We start from the raw sequence: 19,119 nt of genomic DNA on the forward strand, positions 1-19,119 counted from the left end.
TACAGCATCCCAAGATGCTGTCAACCCCCTCCGCTTCATTTCGTCATCACCCTGAGGTGAAAACCGAATGGCGAAGAATCCGTGGACCCCTCGCCCGACTCAGACCTAAGTGCTTGATTTTCAAGCCGCTTCAGCATCTGCGCCGGAAGTGGGGCGCATTATAGGGGAGTTTCAAAGCAGGTCAACAGTTATTTTACGACCGAGTTGCAGCGGATCAATTCGGCCATGTCCCTGACCGCCTGCTTGAAGCCGACGAAGACCGCCTGGGCCACGATGGCGTGACCGATGTTCAGCTCGTTGATACCCGGCAGCGCCGCGATCGGCTGGACATTATGGTAGTGCAGGCCGTGGCCGGCATTGACAACCAGCCCGAGGCCGGTGGCGAATTCCACCGCCCTGGCCAGGCGCTGCAACTCATGAGCCTGTTCTTCCTGGGTCTCGGCTTCCGCATAGCGACCGGTGTGCAACTCGATCACCGGGGCGCTGCTGTCCTTGGCGGCCTGAATCTGCTGCAGATCGGGGTCTATAAAGAGGGACACTTCCGAAGCGGGCAGCGCGGCAATGGCATCACGGATGCGCTGGACCTGCCCCAGGACATCCAGGCCACCTTCGGTCGTCAGTTCTTCCCGGCGCTCCGGTACCAGGCAGACGTGCTCGGGCCGGATCTCCCGAGCGAACGCCAGCATCTCCGGGGTCAGGGCGACTTCGAGATTCATGCGGGTCTGCAGGAGGTCACGCAGCAGGCGGACATCCCGCTCCTGGATATGGCGACGGTCCTCACGCAGGTGCAGGGTGATGCCATCCGCTCCCGCCTCCTCGGCGTCCAGTGCCGCCTTGACCGGATCGGGATATCTCGTACCCCGAGCCTGGCGCAGGGTGGCGACATGATCGATGTTGACGCCCAACAGAACACGACTGAACTCTTTCATGGCTTATTCACTTGGCTTGGCGAACAATTCGCGACTCATCAGGGGTTTGCTGCCCAGGTGCGGCGCCAGGGCCTGGCGCATCAGGCGCTTGGCAGCGCGGACTACCGTGGGATCGTCCCATTCGCCGCGATCCAGTGCCAGGATTTCCGCGCCAGCCAGACAGCCCGGGCGAACCTCGTCGACGGGCTCGAAGCCCTGATCCGGAATGAAGCGATAGAGACGCTGGGCCTCGATGGCCCGACCATCCAGGGCCTGGGCCAGCGAAAAACCGTAGCCCAGCAGATCAAGCAGACGCCATTCGAAGGTGCGCAGCAGGGGTTCGACCGGACGACCCTGGACCAGGGCGGCCAGGGTCAGACCATAGAGTTCGAAGAGGGCGGGATAGGGATCCTCGGCGGGCAGCAGCCGGACCAGCAGCTCGTTGAGGTAGAAGCCACTGAAAAGGGCCTGCCCCTGGAGCAGAAAGGGCGGCGCCAGGGCCGCCACCTTCTGCAGATTCTTCAGCTCCCCTCGCCCGCTAAGCTGAGCCTCGAGCGGGATGAAGGGTCTGGCCAGACTTCCGGAGCGGGAGCGGGCCGCGCGCAATACGGTACGGACCCGGCCAAAGGCGCCGAACACATCCACCAGCGCACTGCTTTCCCGGTAAGGACGCGAATGCAGGACGAACAGCGGCTCGGACGCCTGCATCGCTAGAGGTCGGAATAACCCAGAGAGCGCAGGGCACGCTCGTCATCGGACCAGCCGCCTTTGACCTTGACCCAGAGATTGAGCATGACCTTGGCGTCGAACAGGGTTTCCATGTCGTGGCGGGCTTCCTGGCCGATCCGCTTGATGCGCTCGCCCGCCTGGCCGATGAGGATCTTCTTCTGGCCATCACGCTCGACCAGAATCAGGCCATGGATGTGCAGCACGCCGCTGTCGTACTTGAATTCCTCGATCTCGACCGCGACCTGATAGGGCAACTCCGCTCCCAGCTGGCGCATGATCTTTTCCCGGATCAGTTCGGCCGCAAGGAAGCGGCTGGATCTGTCGGTGATCTGGTCCTCGGGGAAGAAGTGGTCGCCTTCCGGCAGGCGCTCGGCGACCAGCTCCTCGAGGGCGTCGAGATTGTGGCCGTGCTGGGCGGAGATCGGAATGAGCGCGGCTTCCGGCAACTGCTCCTGCAGCCATTGCAGGTGCGGCAGCATGTCGGCCTTGTCTTCCAGGCGATCCATCTTGTTGACGGCGAGCAGCACCGGGCACTTCACGAAGCGCACCCGTTCCAGCACCATCTGGTCTTCGTCGGTCCAGCGGGTGCGGTCGACCACGAACACCACGACGTCCACATCGCGCAGGGCGGTGACGGCCGTCTTGTTCATGAAGCGGTTGAGCGCCTTCTGGTTTTCCTTGTGCAGACCGGGGGTATCCACATAGATGGTCTGGACCTCACCCTCGGTCTTGATGCCGAGCATGTTGTGCCGGGTGGTCTGCGGCTTGCGCGAGGTGATGGCCAGCTTCTGCCCGAGGATATGGTTGAGCAGCGTGGACTTGCCGACGTTGGGACGACCCACGATGGCTACGTAGCCGCAGCGCGATGCCTTCAGCTCATCATTCATGACCATTCTCCACGCCCAGGGCGATCAAGGCCGCCGAGGCCGCTATCTGTTCGGCGATGCGGCGACTGGCGCCCTGCCCCGTCGTCTTTTCATTGAGCATGGCGATCTCGCATTCGACGAAGAAGACCCGGCAATGGGGCTCTCCCTCGATGGCGACCACCTCGTAGCGCGGCAGGTCGCAGGCGCGCGCCTGGAGGAATTCCTGCAGCCGCGTCTTGGGATCCTTGTTGGTATCCACCGGCGTCAGCTCGCGCAGTTGCGGCCCCAGCCAGGCCATGACCCGGTCTTTCGCCGCGTCCATGCCGGCATCCAGATAGATGCCGCCGATCAGGGCTTCCATGGCATCGGCGAGAATGGATTCGCGCCGAAAGCCGCCGCTCTTCAGCTCACCGGAGCCCAGGCGCAGGTAGTCACCGAGTTCGAAGCTGCGGGCCAGCAGCGCCAGGGTCTCGCCTTTCACCAGCTTGGCCCGCAAGCGGGACAGCTGGCCTTCGCGGGCCTGGGGGAAGTGATCGTAGAGGGCTTCACCGATGATGAAGTTGAGGATGGCGTCGCCGAGAAATTCCAGGCGTTCGTTGTTGCGACCGGCAAAGCTGCGGTGCGTGAGGGCGAGCAGCATCAGGTCCGGGTCCTGGAAGGTATAACCCAGCCGACGCTCGAGGCGATCTAGAGATAAAGTCACGGGAGATTTATACGGAAATCACGATTGAAACGAACGACCAGATCGATGTTGCGGATCAGGTGTTCACGCTTTTCATAGTCGAGGTGGATCTGCAGGTGGTTGCCGTCGGCTTCGACGCGCATGGCCTTTTGCAGATCGAGATCACGGATGTCGTTCACCTGCATACCCTTCCCCACGTAGCTGTAGACGTCGGACACGCTGCGAATCTGGTTATCGGGGTTGTCGCCGATGGATTCGATGACCTTGGTCAGAGCATTGTAGTCCAGGTAATGCGGAACGAGTTTCATGGCCGTGCTGGCCAGGAAGGCGATGACGCAGAGTCCGAGCAGACCACCGAGAAACGACAGCCCCTGCTGACGCGACGGGAGACCGGGCACTCTGCGTTCATTCATCTGATGATACCTACGCGAGACAGGGTGGGCATGCTTTGCAGCTTGGGCTCCGGCCAGCTCAGCCAGACGGCGAAGGCCTTGCCGACGATGTTGCGGTCGGGAACCATGCCCAGCAGGTCACGGGGAATGTTGGGATCGTCCCAGTAGCGACTGTCGTTGGAGTTGTCGCGGTTGTCACCCATCATGAAGTAGTGACCGGCCGGCACCTTCCACTCGTGGTCGGGCTCCATGCGGTAGCGGGTCATCTCTTCGCGGATCAGGTGTTCGGCCTTGCCCAGTTGTTCCTTGAACAGCTTGACGCTGCCCAGCGAGCCCGGCTCGTCGCCCACCAGCTCCTCGCTGACGCGCTGGCCGTTGATGTACAGCTGCTTGTCGCTGGTATAGCGGATGGTATCGCCCGGCACCCCGATCACGCGCTTGATGTAGTTGACGCTGGGATCGCTGGGATAGCGGAACACCATGACGTCGCCACGCTGGGGATCACCGATCGGGATGACCTTGAGATCGATCACCGGCAGGCGAATGCCGTAGGCGAACTTGTTCACCAGGATGAAGTCGCCCACTTCCAGGGTCGGCTTCATGGAGCCCGAAGGAATCTGGAACGGCTCCACCAGGAAAGATCTCAGGATCAGCACGATGGCCAGGACGGGAAAGAAGGACTTCCCGTACTCGACCAGCGCCGGTTCCTTGTTCAACTGCTCCAGGACCACGGGATCAGGCTCGCTGACCTGCTGCCCGTAGGTCTGGATCGCCTTGCGACGACGCGGTGCGAGCACCAGCAGATCGATGAGCGCCAGGGCGCCGCAGACGGCGACCGCGAGAACCAGCAACAGAGGGAAGTTCCAGGACATGGGCTTCAGCTATCCACCTTGAGCACGGCCAGGAAGGCCTCTTGAGGAATCTCTACGCTACCAACCTGCTTCATGCGCTTCTTACCCGCCTTCTGCTTTTCCAGCAGCTTGCGCTTACGGGAGACGTCACCGCCATAGCACTTGGCCAGGACGTTCTTGCGCAGCGCCTTGACGGTGGTACGGGCGACGATCTGACCGCCAATGGCTGCCTGGATCGCCACGTCGAACATCTGCCGCGGGATCAGCTCCTTCATCTTCTCGGTCAGGGCGCGACCCTTGTAGTGCGCCTTGTCGCGATGGACGATCAGAGCCAGGGCGTCGACCTTCTCGCCGTTGATGAGGACGTCGAGCTTGACCAGGCTGGCCGCCTCGAAGCGATCGAAACTGTAATCGAGCGACGCATAGCCGCGGCTCACCGACTTCAGGCGGTCGAAGAAGTCCAGCACTACCTCGTTCATCGGCAGATCGTAGCTGACCTGCACCTGGCTGCTGAGGAACTGCATGTCGCGCTGGACGCCACGCTTTTCGATACACAGGGTGATGACGTTACCCAGGTGCTCCTGGGGTACCAGGATGTTGGCGCGGACGATGGGCTCGCGCATCTCGGCGACGGAGGCCAGGTCCGGCAGTTTCGAGGGGTTGTCGACATAGATGGTGCTGCCATCCTTGAGCACCACCTCGAAGACCACGGTCGGCGCCGTGGTGATGAGGTCGAGATCGTATTCCCGCTCCAGGCGCTCCTGGATGATCTCCATGTGCAGCATGCCGAGGAAGCCGATGCGGAAGCCGAAGCCGAGGGCCTCGGAGCTTTCCGGCTCGTATTGCAGGGCCGCGTCGTTGAGGGTGAGCTTCTGCAGCGCTTCGCGGAAGTCCTCGAAGTCGTCGGAGCTGACCGGGAACAGACCGGCGTAGACCTGCGGCTTGACCCGCTGGAAGCCCGGCAGCATGGCCACGTCAGGGGTGGCGCTGAGGGTCAGGGTGTCACCGACCGGAGCACCGAGGATTTCCTTGATACCGGCGATGATGAAGCCCACTTCACCGGCCTTCAGATCAGGCATCTCGGTGTGCTTGGGCGAGAAGACGCCGACGCTGTCGACCTGGTGCACCTTGCCGGTGGACTTGACCAGGATCTTGTCGCCCTTCTTGACCCGTCCGTGCTTGACGCGCACCAGCGAGACGACGCCCAGGTAGTTGTCGAACCAGGAGTCGATGATCAGCGCCTGCAGCGGCGCGTCGATCTCGCCTTCCGGCGGCGGAATGACCTTGACCAGCTGTTCGAGCACCTCCGGCACACCCATGCCGCTCTTGGCACTGCAGGGCACGGCGTCGGTGGCATCGATGCCGATGATGTGCTCGATCTCGGCCTTGACCTTGTCCGGATCGGCCTGGGGCAGATCCATCTTGTTCAGCACCGGCATGACCTCGAGGCCCTGCTCGATGGCGGTGTAGCAGTTGGCGACCGACTGGGCTTCCACGCCCTGCCCCGCGTCCACCACCAGCAGCGCGCCCTCGCAGGCGGCCAGCGAGCGGCTGACTTCATAGGTGAAGTCGACGTGGCCAGGGGTATCGATGAAGTTGAGCTGGTAGGTCTTACCATCTTCGGCCTTGTAGTACAGCGTAACGCTGTGGGCCTTGATGGTGATCCCGCGCTCACGCTCGAGATCCATGGAATCCAGGACCTGGGCCTCCATTTCTCGGTCGCTCAAACCACCACACATCTGGATGAACCGATCCGCAAGCGTCGACTTGCCGTGATCGATGTGGGCGATGATGGAGAAATTGCGGATATGGCTCAGATCACTCACGAATCAGCACTCGAATAGCCAGCGGCGGAACATCCGCCGGGAAAATAGCGGGGGAGTTTACCTTAATGCGGCAAACAAGGGGACTCGCGCCGTTCGAGCGGACAAAAAGAAGGGGCGGTCGCCCGCCCCTGCTCGACTGCCTTGCCGTTACTTGCCCGGCAGCTTGAAGGTGATGAAGCTGGCGCGACCTTCGCGCACCACGCGCATCGAGATGGAGCGACCCGCCGGCAGCGCCGAGGTGATCTTCTCAAAGGCCGGGGCCGATTCGATCGGCTGGTTGTTCAGGTGGGTGATGACATCGCCCGGACGCAGGCCGATGGCCGCGGCAGGACCGTCGCCACTGAGCTTGTTGATGACCACGCCGCCCTGGATATCCAGGGTCTTCTTCTGCTCGGGGGTCAGGTTGGCCACGGCGATGCCCAGGCGATTGCTGGCCCGGTCGGAACCACGCTCGCCACCGGAAGCGGCCTGGTCATCCTTGGGCATGTCGCCCACGGTGACGCTGAGGTTCTGCCGATTGCCCTCGCGGATGATCTCCATGTCGGCCTTGGCCCCCGGCTTGAGGTTGCCGATCAGGTGCGGCAGGTCGGCGGATTCCTCGATCTTCTGGCCATTGACCGAGAGGATGACGTCACCCACCTTGATGCCGCTCTTGGCCGCGGGACCGTCGTCCAGGGTCTGGGCGACCAGGGCACCCGCCGGGCGATCCAGGCCGAAGGATTCGGCGAGATCCTTGTCCACTTCCTGGATGACCACGCCGAGCCAGCCACGGCTGACCTTGCCTTCGGTCTTCAGCTGATTGGCCACGTTCATGGCGACGTCGATGGGGATGGCGAAGGACAGCCCCATGAAGCCACCGGAGCGGGTGAAGATCTGCGAGTTGATCCCGACCACTTCACCCTTGAGGTTGAACAGCGGGCCGCCGGAGTTGCCCGGGTTGATGGCTACGTCGGTCTGGATGAAGGGCACGTAGCTTTCATTGGGCAGGCTGCGGCCCTTGGCGCTGACGATACCGGCGGTGACCGAATGATCGAAACCGAAGGGCGAGCCGATGGCCAGTACCCACTCACCGACCTTGAGCTGGTCGGAGTTGCCCAGCTTGAGGGTAGGCAGGTCCTTGGCGTCGATCTTCAGCAGGGCGACGTCGGTGCGGGGATCCGCGCCGATCAGCTTGGCGGTGTGATCGCTGCGATCGGAAAGGCGCACCAGGATCTCGTCGGCATCGGCGACTACATGGTTGTTGGTCAGAATGTAGCCATCGGGGGAGATGATGAAACCGGAACCCAGCGACTGGGCCTGCTCCTGCTTGCCCCGGGGACTGCGCGGCATCTGCGGAATGCTGCGCTCGAAGAATTCACGGATGCCCGGCGGCAGACCTTCCAGATCCGGCATGGTCATGGCGCCGGCGCCCCGACCTTCGGGAATTTTCTGACGGGTACTGATGTTGACGACCGCGGGCGACGCCGCCTCGACCAGGCCGGTGAAATCCGGCAGATCGGCCCGAGCCATGGCCGTCAGTCCCATCAGCCAGAGCCCCATCAGGGCCGCCGTGTAATGCTTTAGATTGCGCATGCGCATGCAGCTCCACTCTATCCAATGACTTGAACACATCGCTGGCGACCTGCCTCTCCCGGATCGGAGGCACTGTCAGTGACGACTGGCAGCAGAAATACCACGCCCTTGCTGAACGATAGCTTTCGAAGCTTTTTTGCGACCTGGTCGAAAATCTCCAGGGCAAAAAAAACGGCGCCTGGAGCTGGACTCCGGGCGCCGTTTCGAGGTGAAGCCAGCAGATCAGCGCTGGGCAGGAGCGTCCTGCTTTTCACCTGCTGCAGGCTGATCAGCCTTGACCTGGGCATTGGCCTTGGTGCTTTCTTCGCTGAAGCTGGCCAGCACGGCCGGGCTACGCGCGGGTTGCGGCACGGTCAGCTGGCTCGGCGCCTGCTGGGCCAGACCCTGGGTGGAGACGTCGGACTGGTTGTACATCCGCACGCCCGCCAGGACGGCGAAGGTCACGGACGCGGCTACCGCGACACGACCCAGGCTCGACCAGCGACCCTTGCTCGCCTGAGCGGCAACAGGTGCCGCTGCCGGCGTTGCGGCGATCTCATCACGCTCCAGCGTGGTGGTGACGCCCTTGGCGATATCCAGATTCGGCAGCATGGGCTCACCGCGAATCACGGCGCTGACCATGGCGTAGCGCGACCAGGTGGCGCGCAATTCCGGGTCCTTGCTGACCTCGGCGATGACGCGCCGGGTTTCGAATTCGTCCGCTTCGTTATCCATAACAGCGGACAGGGATTCCAGCAGGGCTTCACGACTCATACGTATTACCTCTCTAAAAGCTGTCGTCGCTGTCTATGCATCACGCAGCAGGGGCTGCAATGCTTTGTCTATCGCTTCCCGAGCCCGGAAAATCCGGGAGCGGACCGTTCCCACCGGACATTGCATTACATTGGCAATGTCCTCGTAGCTGAGGCCTTCGAACTCACGCAAGGTCAGCGCGGTGCGCAGATCTTCCGGGAGTTGCTGGATGGTCCGATGCACGGTGGCCTCGATCTCATCCCGCAAAAGGGACCGCTCCGGGGACTCGATATCCTTTAGAGCATGGTCGCCTTCATAAAATTCCGCATCTTCGGCACTGACGTCGCTGTCCGGTGGACGACGACCCCGGGCAACCAGATGGTTCTTTGCCGTGTTGATGGCGATGCGATAGAGCCAGGTGTAGAAAGCACTATCGCCACGGAAGTTCCCAAGGGCGCGATAGGCCTTGATAAAAGCCTCCTGAGCGACGTCCTGGGCTTCCTGGGTATCGTGGACGAAACGCACGATCAGACCGAGAATCTTGTGCTGATACTTGAGCACCAGCAGGTCAAAGGCACGCTTGTCGCCACGTTGTACGCGCTCGACCAGTTGTTGATCCTGCTCCTGAGTGGGCAGGGCTTGCTTGCTATCCTTGGCTTGCAGCTCGGTATCGTCCTTGCTTTCACTATCGACGCGCGCTGCTAGACTGGGCTGTTGCACGAAAGTTCTCCCCTCCACAGCAGTTGATGAGCGAGCACTGAAATGGCTGCTGATCGCTCCTGGGTATCACTGATTTAGCTTTGGCAGATGGCCCATTCTCGTCTAGGCACTCCGGCCGCACGGATGAGCGATTATCTGTACATAGACCCTGCTTTGCTCCCGCGAGTTCCCTGCCCGCTTCCTGCCAACGGCTATGCCGTCAGCCGCCTTGTTCCTATACTCGCCGTCTCGGTGAGAAGGAAACGTCATGGCGCGTCATCTGGAATTCGATGTCCTGGTAATCGGCAGTGGCGCCGCGGGCCTGACGCTCGCGCTCAATCTGCCCGCGACGCTGTCGATCGCGGTGCTGAGCAAGGGCGAGTTGGCGCATGGCTCGACCTACTGGGCGCAGGGGGGTGTCGCCGCCGTGCTGGACGAGGGCGATACCGTCGAGGCGCACGTGCAGGATACCCTAGTCGCGGGCGCCGGGCTGTGTGACGAAGCCGCCGTGCGCTTCACCGTCGAGCACAGCCGCGAGGCCATGCAGTGGCTGATCGACCAGGGCGTGCCCTTCACCCGCGAGCAGGACGCCGCCAAGGGCGGCCTGGGCTTTCACCTGACCCGGGAAGGCGGCCACAGCCACAGACGCATCATCCACGCCGCCGATGCCACCGGCATGGCGATTTTCGACACCCTGCTGCGCACCGCGGAAGGCCGTCCCAATATCCAGCTGCTCAGCCAGCGCGTGGCGGTGGATCTGATCACCACGGAAAAACTCGGCCGGCCGGGCGCTCGCTGCCTGGGCGCCTATGTGCTCGACCGCACCAGCGACCAGGTGGATACCCTGCACGCGCACTTCACGGTGCTGGCCACCGGCGGCGCCAGCAAGGCCTACCTTTATAGCACCAACCAGGACAGCGCCAGCGGTGACGGCATCGCCATGGCCTGGCGCGCCGGCTGCTCGGTGGCCAATCTGGAATTCAACCAGTTCCATCCCACCTGCCTCTATCACCCCCATGCGCGGAGCTTCCTGATCACCGAGGCCCTGCGTGGCGAGGGTGCCGTATTGCGCCTGCCCGATGGGGAACGCTTCATGCCGCGCTTCGACCCCCGCGCCGACCTGGCTCCGCGCGACGTGGTGGCGCGGGCCATCGACCACGAGATGAAGCGCCTGGGCATCGACTGCGTCTTCCTCGACATCAGCCACAAGCCGGCGGACTTCGTGCAGGAGCACTTCCCCACGGTCTATCGCCGCTGCCTGGAACTGGGTATCGACATCACCCGCGATCCGATCCCCGTGGTACCGGCCGCGCACTACACCTGTGGCGGGGTGCGCGTCGATGAGCACGGACGCTCGGATCTCGCCGGCCTCTACGCCATCGGCGAAACCAGCTGTACCGGTCTGCATGGCGCCAATCGCATGGCCAGCAATTCGCTGCTGGAGTGCTTCGTCTACGCGCGCTCGGCGGCGCTGGACATCCAGGCGCAAGAGACCGAGATCGGCATGCCGCGCGACCTGCCCGACTGGGATGCCAGCCAGGTGACGGACTCGGACGAGGACGTGGTGATCGCGCACAACTGGGACGAATTGCGGCGCTTCATGTGGGACTATGTCGGCATCGTGCGCACCACCAAGCGACTGGTGCGCGCCCGCCATCGCATTCGGCTGCTGATGGACGAGATCGACGAGTTCTACAGCAACTATAGAGTCAGCCGCGACCTGATCGAGCTGCGCAACCTGGCGCAGGTGGCGGAACTGATCATCGAGAGCGCCCTCGCCCGCCAGGAGAGTCGCGGCCTGCACTTCACCCTGGACTATCCGCAACTCGCCAGCACGGCCCGGGACACTATTCTGGTGCCGCGAACCGGCGCGGCGCGAAGCGAAGCCTGACTCTCAGGCGGCGATGGGCGTCCGCGGCGAGGCTGTCGCGGGCGATGCAGAGACTGCGGGTGCGTCTTTCGTCCGGCACCCGATAGCGCAGCACCACCAGCCGCGGCAGGGCCAAGCTGTCCGGGCGCACCTGGATGGCCTGCCAACCGGTCGCTGGCGACCAGAGCTGCCAACCCTCGGCGCCATGCCGCAGCCGCCGTGGCACGCCGGGGTAGCGCTGCTGGAGCTGGCGCTGGCGCACGCGCTGCCAGGACCAGAGTACCAGCAGCGTCAAAAGCGGCTTGAGCGTCCAGGGAATGGCCGCCAGCCAAGGGCAGATCCCCGCGGCGAACGCGCCCAGGGCGTGCAGCCGCAGGAGGCCGGCAGAGGCGCTCCAGCGGCATTCGAAGGGCTCAAGCCGGCTGGACACGGTCCAGAATCATGCGCACGATGAGCTGCAGATCGGCGTCTTCCGGTTCGCCGCGCTGCATGAACCAGTGGAACATGTCCTGGTCCTCGCACTCGAGCAGCTTGCGATAGCGGGCCTGGTCTTCCGCGCCCAGGGAGGAATAGACCTCCTTGACGAAGGGCACCAGCAATACATCCAGTTCCAGCATGCCGCGACGGCTGTGCCAGTACAATCTGTTGAGTTCGGTAGCTTCGGTACTCATGGGGACTCCTGCGACGATCGGCGCAGTATAAGCCCGAAGCGCCCTGCCGCGCAGTGCGCCTGACATTCATCCCGGGCGCGCCTATGATGAGCGGCTTCACTCGACACGGAGCTGCTGCCGCAATGGCCGACTCGCCGTATTTCTGCCGCTTGACCCACGAAGGCGTCCTGGCCATCCGCGGGGTCGATGCGACCAAGTTTCTCCAAGGGCAGGTGACCTGCAACCTCAACTATCTCGCTGACGACCAGGCCGGCCTGGGGGGTCGCTGCACGCCCAAGGGGCGCCTGGTGTCCAGCTTCCGCATCGTCAAGCAGGCCGACGGCTATCTGCTGGCAATGGCCGCGGAGCTGGTCGAGCCCTTGCTGACCGACCTGAAGAAGTATGCGGTCTTCTCCAAGTCGACGCTGAGCGATGAAAGCAGCCACTGGCAACGCCTGGGGCTCTCTGCCGCCGGTTTCGCCAGCGCCTGTCCCGATGTCGTGCTGGGTGACCAGGCCAATGCCGTGGCGCCGCTCGATGGCGGCTTCGCCCTGCGGCTGGAGGATGGTCGGGTCGAGACCTGGCGCGCGGCGGACGCAGCGGCGCCGGCCTTGCCGGAGGTCGCGCTCGATGAGTGGCTGCTGGCCCAGGTGCGGGCCGGCGTGGGCCAGGTGTTCGGCGCGACCCGCGAGCTGTTCGTCCCGCAGATGATCAATCTGCAGGCGCTGGATGGCGTGAGCTTTCGCAAGGGCTGCTACACCGGCCAGGAGATCGTCGCGCGCATGCAGTACCTGGGCAAGCTCAAGCGGCGCCTCTATCGACTCGCCGGCAGCGACCAGCCCCCCGCCGTGGGTACCGAGCTGTTCTCGCCGGTGCATGGCAGCAGCGTGGGCGAGGTGGTGCTCGCCGCGTCTAGCGCCGAGGGCTGCGAATTCCTCGCGGTGCTGCAGGGCGATGCCGCCGAGGATGGACGCGTCTCGGTGGGCAGCTCGGACGGGCCAAACTGCCGTTTACTCGATTTGCCCTACTCACTCGATAGCGATCGTGAAATAAAGCGCTGAAGGTTGGGATCGCCTTTTCCGCTCCTCACACAGGTACGTCATGACTCCTCTTGCCGAAAAAGTTGTCCAGGATCTTCTTCACGCGATAGACACCGATCGCGTGGTGCTGCCCACCCTTCCCGAGGTGGCGCTGAAGGTCAGAGAAGCGGCCGAAGACCCCAACGTGGGTGTCGCCGAGCTGAGCCGGGTGATCGCCATGGACGCGGCCCTGACGGCGCGCCTGATCAAGGTGGTCAACAGCCCGCTGCTGCGCACCAGCAAGGAGATCACCGACCTGCAGATGGCGGTCGGGCGCCTGGGCATCAACTACACGGCGAACCTGGCCACGGGCCTGGCCATGCAGCAGATGTTCCAGGCCACCAGCGACGCCGTGGATCGCAAGATGCGCGAGGTCTGGAGCCAGGGCACCGAGATCGCCGCCATCAGCCATGCGCTGTGCAAGAAGTACACGCGCCTGATGGCCGACCGCGCCCTGCTCGCCGGCCTGGTGCACCAGATCGGCGTGCTGCCGATCCTCACCTATGCCGAAGAACAGGAAGAGCTGCTGGCCAACGCCATCACCCTCGACCAGGTGACGGCGCGCATCCATCCGCAGATCGGCGAACGCATTCTCAAGGTCTGGGACTTCCCAGCCGACATCGCCTGCGTGCCCCGGGAGTATCTGGCGCTGGAGCGCCAGCCCGCGGCGGCCGACTATGCCGATATCGTGCAGGTCGCGACCCAGCTGCATGCGCAGCGCCTGGGCCAGCAGGAGATCGCGGTGCAGACGCTGCCGGCCGGCATCCGCCTGGGGTTGAACAACCAGCCGGACCCCGCCCAGGATCAGTCCTTCTGGGACGCGGTGGAACAGTCGCGCACCCTGCTCGGCTGAGCCTAGGCTTCCTCGGCGGGAAATTCGACCCGCACCCTTAGGCCGCCGAGCGCGCCGTCCAGCAACTGGATGCGGGCCCGGTGGGCGGCGCAGATCTCACCGACGATGGCCAATCCCAGCCCGGCGCCCCCGGATTGCGGATCCAGGCGCTGAAAGCGCTCGAAGACCTTGGCCCGCGCATTGGCCGGAATGCCGGGACCGTCATCCTCGACCTCCAGCACCGCCGGGGCCAGCACCCGCACCACGATGTTGCCACCTGGCTGGCTATGGGCCAGGGCATTTTCCACCAGATTGCAGAGCAGCTCGTTGAGCAGCGTCGGCTCGCCGATCACCGGCGCCCTGGCGAAGGGCTCGAAGGCCAGGGCGACGCCCTTGGCATGGGCCAGCGGCGCCAGCGCCATGGCCAGCTCCCTGGCCAGCTCGCTGAGTTCCAGGCGTTCGGCGCCCCCCTCGGCGATGGCCTGGGCGCCGCTCTCGATGCGTGCCAGCGACAGCAGCTGATTGGCCAGGCGCGCCAGGCGATCGGTGCTCGCGCGGGTCACCTCCAGGGTGGCGTACCAGGCCTGGGGCTCGCGTTCGCGCAGGCCCAGTTCGACGCGCGCCTTGATCGCCGCCAGCGGGGTGCGCAATTCGTGGGCGGCGTTGGCGATGAAGTCGGCCTGGCGCTCGAACAGGCGACGCAGGCGCAGGGTGAAGCCTTCCAGGGCATGCACCAGCGGCAGCAGTTCCTGGGGCGCCCGGACCTCCGGCAGCGGTCGCAGGTCGTCCACCCCACGCTCTTCCACCGCCTGGCGCAGGCGCTCCAGCGGACGCAGGGCGGCACCCACTGCCATCCACACCAGCAGGATGGCACCTAACCCCATCAGCCCGAGGCGGATCAGGGTGTCGGTGAGCAGACTGCGGGCCACCTCCTCGCGAGCTTCGGCGGTCTCGGCGACGCGGATCTCGGCCATGCCGGTGAGATCCGGCTGGCTGACCGGCTGGGCCAGGCTGACCACCCGTACATCCTTGCCGCGATAGGTGCTGTTGTAGAAGCGCGCCAGGGCCGGATAGTCGCGGGTCAGGGACGTCCCCGGCGGCGGGGGTGGGATCTCTTCGTAACCGGAGATCAGCCGACCCCGGGTATCCAACACCTGGTAGAAGATACGCCCCACGTTGTCGTAGGCGAAATTGTCCAGGGCGATGTAGGGCACATCGGCGCGCAGCGTGCCGTTGGACGCCGACAGGCCCGCGGCGATGGTACGGGCCGAAGCCAGCAGCGTCCGGTCATAGGCCACGTCGGCCAGGCGCCGGCCATTGAGATAGGCCGCCAGACTGCTGATCGCCAGGATTACCGCCAGCAGGATGACCATGCGCAGCAGCAGGCGGCCACGCAGACTGCCCGCCGCCTTCGCCACCTCAGCCATGCTGCTCTTCCAGCAGATAGCCCAGGCCGCGGAAGGTGACGATGCGTACCGCGCCGGCTTCCAGCTTCTTGCGCAGGCGGTGCACATAGATCTCGATGGCCTCGGGACTGGCTTCCTCGTCCAGGCCGAAGACCTGGGCGGCGAGTTGTTCCTTGCTCATGACCCGGCCGGGACGGGCGATCAGCGCGGCCAGCACGGCGTGCTCGCGGGAGGTGAGCGACAGCGCCTCCTCGCCCAGGGTGAAGCGCGAGGTATTGAGGTCGTAGATCAGCGGACCACAGCGCTGCTGGCGATCCCCGCCCAGCACGCTGCGGCGCAGCAGGGCCTTGACCCGGGCTTCCAGCTCGGTGAGTTCGAAAGGCTTGGCCAGGTAGTCGTCGGCGCCGAGGTTGAGGCCCTGCACCCGGTCCTTGACCTCGCCGCGGGCGGTGAGCATCAGCACCGGCAGGCGATCGCCGCGCTCGCGCAGGCGCGCCAGCACCTCGAAGCCATCCATGCGCGGCAGGCCGACGTCGAGAATGGCCAGGGCATAGCTTTCGCTCTGCAGGGCCAGGTCAGCGGCCACGCCATCGTTGAGCAAATCGACGTTAAGACCGGCATTCTTGAGCGCCTGGGCAACGCTTTCGGCCAGTGGCGGATGATCTTCGACCAATAGGATGCGCACGCTGACAGCTCCTGCCTAAAAGGTCCGAGTTTACCGGATAGTGGCCCCTTGACCCGCTGCTAGCCATGCACATTCGTTGCCTTTCACGACTGAAAGGCTGTTGAAAGCTTGGCGGTCTAGAGTGAAAGGTAGCGGTCCCAGAACCGCATGATGCTTGCCCAAGCGCCACCCCTGGTTGGCCAACAACAATAACAAGCGGAACGACATCCATGCTCGCCCTCGCGCAGCTCCACGTGCTCCCGTGCTACCTCTCCGAACGATCGCCGTCCTGGCGAGCCTGAGCCGTGTCCGCCTGTCAGCTTCTGAAATAACAACAAAAGGAAGACGTCGATGAGCACCACCTTGCGCACCCTCACCCTGACCCTGGCCGCCTCCGTGCTGCTATCCGCCCAGGCCATGGCCGAACCCAAGCGTCCCGAATGCATCGCCCCAGCCTCGCCGGGTGGTGGCTTCGACCTGACCTGCAAGCTGGCTCAGAGCGGCCTGGTGGAAGCCAAGCTGCTGGACAGGCCCATGCGCGTGACCTACATGCCCGGCGGCGTCGGCGCGGTGGCCTACAACACCGTAGTGGCTCAGCGTCCGGCGGATGGCGACACCATCGTCGCCTTCTCCAGTGGTTCGCTGCTGAACCTGGCCCAGGGCAAGTTCGGTCGCTTCGACGAGAAGGCCGTGCGCTGGCTGGCGGCGGTGGGTGCCAGCTACGGTGCCATCGCGGTCAAGGCCGATTCGCCCTACAAGACCCTAGGTGATCTGGTCGAGGCGTTGAAGAAGGACCCGAGCAAGGTGGTCATAGGTTCCGGCGGCACCGTGGGCAGCCAGGACTGGATGCAGACGGCGCTGATCGCCAAGGCCGCCGGCATCAATCCCAAGGACCTGCGCTACGTGGCCCTGGAAGGTGGCGGCGAGATCGCCACCGCGCTGCTGGGTGGCCACATCCAAGTCGGCAGCACCGACATCTCCGACTCCATGCCCCATGTCGAGGCCGGCAACATGCGCCTCCTGGCGGTCTTCGCCGAGCAGCGTTTCGACGAACCGGCGATGAAGGACATCCCCACCGCACGCGAGCAGGGCTACGACATCGTCTGGCCGGTGGTGCGTGGCTTCTATGTCGGCCCGAAGGTCACCGACGAACAGTACAACTGGTGGAAAGCCAGCTTCGACAAGCTGCTGGCGTCCGACGACTTCGCCAAGCTGCGTGATCAGCGCGAGCTCTTCCCCTTCGCCATGACCGGTTCCGAACTGGACGCCTATGTGCAGAAGGAAGTCGCGCGCTACCGCGGCATGGCCAAGGAATTCGGCCTGATCCAATAACAGAGCCCCCGCCCCTGGCGCCCCTCCGGGCGCCTTCGAGGATGTCGACATGATCTTCCAACGCGCCTTCATGGCGGTCTGGCTGGTGGCCGGACTCGTCATGCTGTTCATCGCCCGGGATTACCAGGCGCCCTTCTCCTACGAGCCGGTCGGTCCGCGGGCCTATCCGATGCTGATGTTCGGACTGATGAGCCTGGGCCTCGCCTATCTGATCATCCGCCCCACGCCGATCGGCGATGGCGAAGACCAGAAGCCGCTCGACGCCTCGTCGCTGCGCAAGGTGGTGGCCTGCTGCGTCATCCTGCTGGGCTACGCCCTGACCTTCCAGCCGCTGGGCTTCCCATTGAGCGCCTTCCTTACCGCCACCCTGTGTGGCCTGCTCTATGGCGGCCGCCTGATGCCCTGTGCCCTGGTCAGCCTGCTGCTCTCGGTAAGTCTCTATGTGCTGTTCGACCGGGTGATGGAAGTCCCCCTACCCCTTGGCGTGCTGGAATTCCTGGAAGGCTAACATGGAAACCTTGAATTTTCTGATGCAGGGCTTTGGCGTCGCCATGACGCCGACCAACCTGATCGTGGCGCTGATCGGCACCTTGATCGGCACCGTGGTGGGTCTGCTGCCGGGTCTCGGGCCGATCAACGGCATCGCCCTGCTGATCCCGGTGGCCTTCGCCCTGGGCCTGCCGCCGGAGACGTCGCTGATCCTGCTGGCGGCGGTCTATCTGGGCTGCGAATACGGCGGCCGGATCTCTTCGATCCTGCTGAACATCCCCGGCGAAGCCGCGACCATGATGACCTGTCTGGACGGCTATCCGCTGGCACGCCAGGGCATGGCGGGCGTGGCCCTGTCGCTGTCGGCCTGGAGCTCCTTCATCGGCGCCTTCATCGCCACCTGCGGCATGGTGCTGTTCTCGCCGCTGCTGGCCAAGTGGGCGATCGCCTTCGGTCCGGCGGAGTACTTCGCGCTGATGGCCCTGGCCATCCTCAGCCTCTCCGGCATGGCCGCCGAGAAGCCGGTCAAGACCCTGGTCGCCGCACTCTTCGGCCTGGCCATCGCCTCCGTGGGCATCGATGCCAACAGCGGCGTCTATCGCTTCACCTTCGACAACGTGCACCTGGCCGACGGCATCGACTTCGTGATCCTGGTGCTGGGGCTGTTCTCGGTAAGCGAACTGCTCCTGCTGCTGGAGCAGACCCATCATGGCCAGGTCGCGGTCAAGGCCACCGGGCGCATGCTGTTCAACGTGCGCGAAGCCCGCAGCGTGTTCATGGTCAACCTGCGCAGTTCGGTGAGCGGCTTCATAATCGGCGTCCTGCCGGGTGCCGGCGCGACCCTGGCCAGCGCCCTGGCCTACACCACCGAGAAGCGCATGGCCGGTGCCGATGGCAAGTTCGGCAAGGGTGACCTGCGTGGCCTGGCCGCGCCGGAAACCGCCATCGGCGCGGCGGTGTGCGGCAACATGATTCCCATGCTGACCCTGGGCATCCCCGGCTCGGGCACCACCGCGGTGATGATCGGCGCCCTGACTCTGTACAACATCACCCCCGGCCCGCTGCTGTTCCAGAACGAGCCGAATCTGGTGTGGGGCCTGATCGCCTCGCTGTTCATCGCCAACGTCATGCTGCTCATCCTCAACGTGCCCATGGTGAAGATGTTCACCAAGATCCTCGATGTGCCGAACTGGTCGCTGGCCCCGGCCATCGCCATCATCACCGGCATCGGCGTCTACGCGGTGCATGCCACCACCTTCGACCTGGTGCTGATGGTCTGCGTGGGCATCTTCGGCTACATCATGCGCAAGCTGGACTTCCCCCTCTCGCCGCTGTTGCTGGGCTTCATCCTTGGCGAGCTGATGGAGACCAGCCTGAGACGCGCGCTGTCGATCTCCAACGGCGAAGTGGGCATTCTCTGGCAGAGCGGCATCAGCCAGGTCATCTGGATCGTCTGCATCCTGATGGTGGCCCTGCCCTTCTACCGTGCCTGGCGCAAGCGGCGCGCACCCAAGCCCGCAACCGTCTGAAGTCGGTGACA

At 64.3% G+C, this 19,119-nt stretch carries 20 protein-coding genes; 6 read left to right on the forward strand and 14 right to left on the reverse strand.

What is annotated here, in order from left to right; translation table 11 throughout:
* Positions 1-188: 188 nt before the first annotated feature.
* The 10 genes from pdxJ to rpoE all read right to left on the reverse strand — a co-directional run bounded on the left by pdxJ (position 189) and on the right by rpoE (position 9,194).
* Positions 189-929: a pyridoxine 5'-phosphate synthase gene (pdxJ, locus tag PVZ77_RS03230; protein WP_273809730.1), complete on the reverse strand. Its 741-nt coding sequence runs from the start codon at positions 927-929 to the stop codon at positions 189-191.
* A 3-nt stretch (positions 930-932) separates the two neighbouring features.
* On the reverse strand, positions 933-1,616 hold the full coding sequence (gene recO, locus PVZ77_RS03235) for a DNA repair protein RecO (protein WP_187978495.1): 684 nt from the start codon (positions 1,614-1,616) through the stop codon (positions 933-935).
* A 2-nt stretch (positions 1,617-1,618) separates the two neighbouring features.
* The gene (gene era / locus PVZ77_RS03240) at positions 1,619-2,524 is read right to left on the reverse strand and encodes a GTPase Era (protein WP_273809732.1); all 906 of its coding nucleotides are present in this window, start codon (positions 2,522-2,524) and stop codon (positions 1,619-1,621) included.
* Positions 2,517-3,206, reverse strand: a complete 690-nt coding sequence (gene rnc / locus PVZ77_RS03245) for a ribonuclease III (RefSeq protein ID WP_133862948.1) — start codon at positions 3,204-3,206, stop codon at positions 2,517-2,519. Before rnc ends, era begins: the two co-directional genes overlap by 8 nt.
* The gene (locus tag PVZ77_RS03250; protein WP_133862949.1) at positions 3,203-3,598 is read right to left on the reverse strand and encodes a DUF4845 domain-containing protein; all 396 of its coding nucleotides are present in this window, start codon (positions 3,596-3,598) and stop codon (positions 3,203-3,205) included. Before PVZ77_RS03250 ends, rnc begins: the two co-directional genes overlap by 4 nt.
* Positions 3,595-4,449 carry a signal peptidase I gene (gene lepB / locus PVZ77_RS03255; protein ID WP_133862950.1) on the reverse strand — a complete coding sequence of 285 codons (855 nt, stop codon included), beginning with the start codon at positions 4,447-4,449 and terminating at the stop codon, positions 3,595-3,597. The genes PVZ77_RS03250 and lepB overlap by 4 nt, the downstream gene beginning before the upstream one ends.
* 5 nt (positions 4,450-4,454) lie before the next feature.
* Entirely contained in the window at positions 4,455-6,254 is a 1,800-nt protein-coding gene (gene lepA / locus PVZ77_RS03260) for a translation elongation factor 4 (RefSeq protein WP_187978494.1), read from the reverse strand.
* Between the two features lie 147 nt (positions 6,255-6,401).
* Positions 6,402-7,826: a DegQ family serine endoprotease gene (locus PVZ77_RS03265; protein ID WP_273809736.1), complete on the reverse strand. Its 1,425-nt coding sequence runs from the start codon at positions 7,824-7,826 to the stop codon at positions 6,402-6,404.
* A 222-nt stretch (positions 7,827-8,048) separates the two neighbouring features.
* Positions 8,049-8,579: a sigma-E factor negative regulatory protein gene (locus PVZ77_RS03270; protein ID WP_273809739.1), complete on the reverse strand. Its 531-nt coding sequence runs from the start codon at positions 8,577-8,579 to the stop codon at positions 8,049-8,051.
* Between the two features lie 33 nt (positions 8,580-8,612).
* Entirely contained in the window at positions 8,613-9,194 is a 582-nt protein-coding gene (rpoE, locus tag PVZ77_RS03275; protein ID WP_026083736.1) for an RNA polymerase sigma factor RpoE, read from the reverse strand.
* Positions 9,195-9,525: 331 nt separating this feature from the next.
* Between rpoE and nadB the strand changes: the two genes are divergently transcribed.
* Positions 9,526-11,148, forward strand: coding sequence for an L-aspartate oxidase (gene nadB / locus PVZ77_RS03280; RefSeq protein ID WP_273809741.1), 1,623 nt, complete (start codon positions 9,526-9,528; stop codon positions 11,146-11,148).
* Here nadB and PVZ77_RS03285 read toward each other — a convergent pair.
* Complete coding sequence (locus PVZ77_RS03285) at positions 11,105-11,557, reverse strand: protein YgfX (protein ID WP_273809742.1); 453 nt, start codon at positions 11,555-11,557, stop codon at positions 11,105-11,107. The genes nadB and PVZ77_RS03285 overlap by 44 nt on opposite strands.
* Complete coding sequence (locus tag PVZ77_RS03290) at positions 11,541-11,798, reverse strand: FAD assembly factor SdhE (RefSeq protein WP_133862956.1); 258 nt, start codon at positions 11,796-11,798, stop codon at positions 11,541-11,543. The genes PVZ77_RS03285 and PVZ77_RS03290 overlap by 17 nt, the downstream gene beginning before the upstream one ends.
* A gap of 122 nt (positions 11,799-11,920) precedes the next feature.
* Between PVZ77_RS03290 and ygfZ the strand changes: the two genes are divergently transcribed.
* The gene (gene ygfZ, locus PVZ77_RS03295; RefSeq protein ID WP_273809744.1) at positions 11,921-12,838 is read left to right on the forward strand and encodes a CAF17-like 4Fe-4S cluster assembly/insertion protein YgfZ; all 918 of its coding nucleotides are present in this window, start codon (positions 11,921-11,923) and stop codon (positions 12,836-12,838) included.
* A 40-nt stretch (positions 12,839-12,878) separates the two neighbouring features.
* Entirely contained in the window at positions 12,879-13,709 is an 831-nt protein-coding gene (locus PVZ77_RS03300) for an HDOD domain-containing protein (protein ID WP_273809746.1), read from the forward strand.
* A 2-nt stretch (positions 13,710-13,711) separates the two neighbouring features.
* Here the strand turns inward: PVZ77_RS03300 and PVZ77_RS03305 are convergent, their stop codons facing one another.
* Together PVZ77_RS03305 and PVZ77_RS03310 are read right to left on the reverse strand one after the other, a co-directional pair.
* Complete coding sequence (locus PVZ77_RS03305) at positions 13,712-15,115, reverse strand: sensor histidine kinase (RefSeq protein ID WP_273809748.1); 1,404 nt, start codon at positions 15,113-15,115, stop codon at positions 13,712-13,714.
* Complete coding sequence (locus PVZ77_RS03310) at positions 15,108-15,779, reverse strand: response regulator (RefSeq protein WP_007161984.1); 672 nt, start codon at positions 15,777-15,779, stop codon at positions 15,108-15,110. Before PVZ77_RS03310 ends, PVZ77_RS03305 begins: the two co-directional genes overlap by 8 nt.
* A 330-nt stretch (positions 15,780-16,109) precedes the next feature.
* Between PVZ77_RS03310 and PVZ77_RS03315 the strand changes: the two genes are divergently transcribed.
* The 3 genes from PVZ77_RS03315 to PVZ77_RS03325 are packed head-to-tail and all read left to right on the forward strand — an operon-like array spanning position 16,110 to position 19,108.
* Positions 16,110-17,090 (forward strand): Bug family tripartite tricarboxylate transporter substrate binding protein, encoded by a 981-nt coding sequence (locus PVZ77_RS03315; protein WP_133862960.1) that lies wholly within the window; start codon positions 16,110-16,112, stop codon positions 17,088-17,090.
* 49 nt (positions 17,091-17,139) lie between these two features.
* On the forward strand, positions 17,140-17,598 hold the full coding sequence (locus PVZ77_RS03320) for a tripartite tricarboxylate transporter TctB family protein (protein ID WP_017640135.1): 459 nt from the start codon (positions 17,140-17,142) through the stop codon (positions 17,596-17,598).
* A 1-nt stretch (position 17,599) separates the two neighbouring features.
* The gene (locus tag PVZ77_RS03325) at positions 17,600-19,108 is read left to right on the forward strand and encodes a tripartite tricarboxylate transporter permease (RefSeq protein ID WP_273809751.1); all 1,509 of its coding nucleotides are present in this window, start codon (positions 17,600-17,602) and stop codon (positions 19,106-19,108) included.
* The last annotated feature ends 11 nt before the right edge of the window (positions 19,109-19,119 follow it).

This window comes from Pseudomonas sp. SHLD1 (assembly GCF_028640935.1).
Classification (GTDB): domain Bacteria; phylum Pseudomonadota; class Gammaproteobacteria; order Pseudomonadales; family Pseudomonadaceae; genus Chryseomonas; species Chryseomonas aestiva.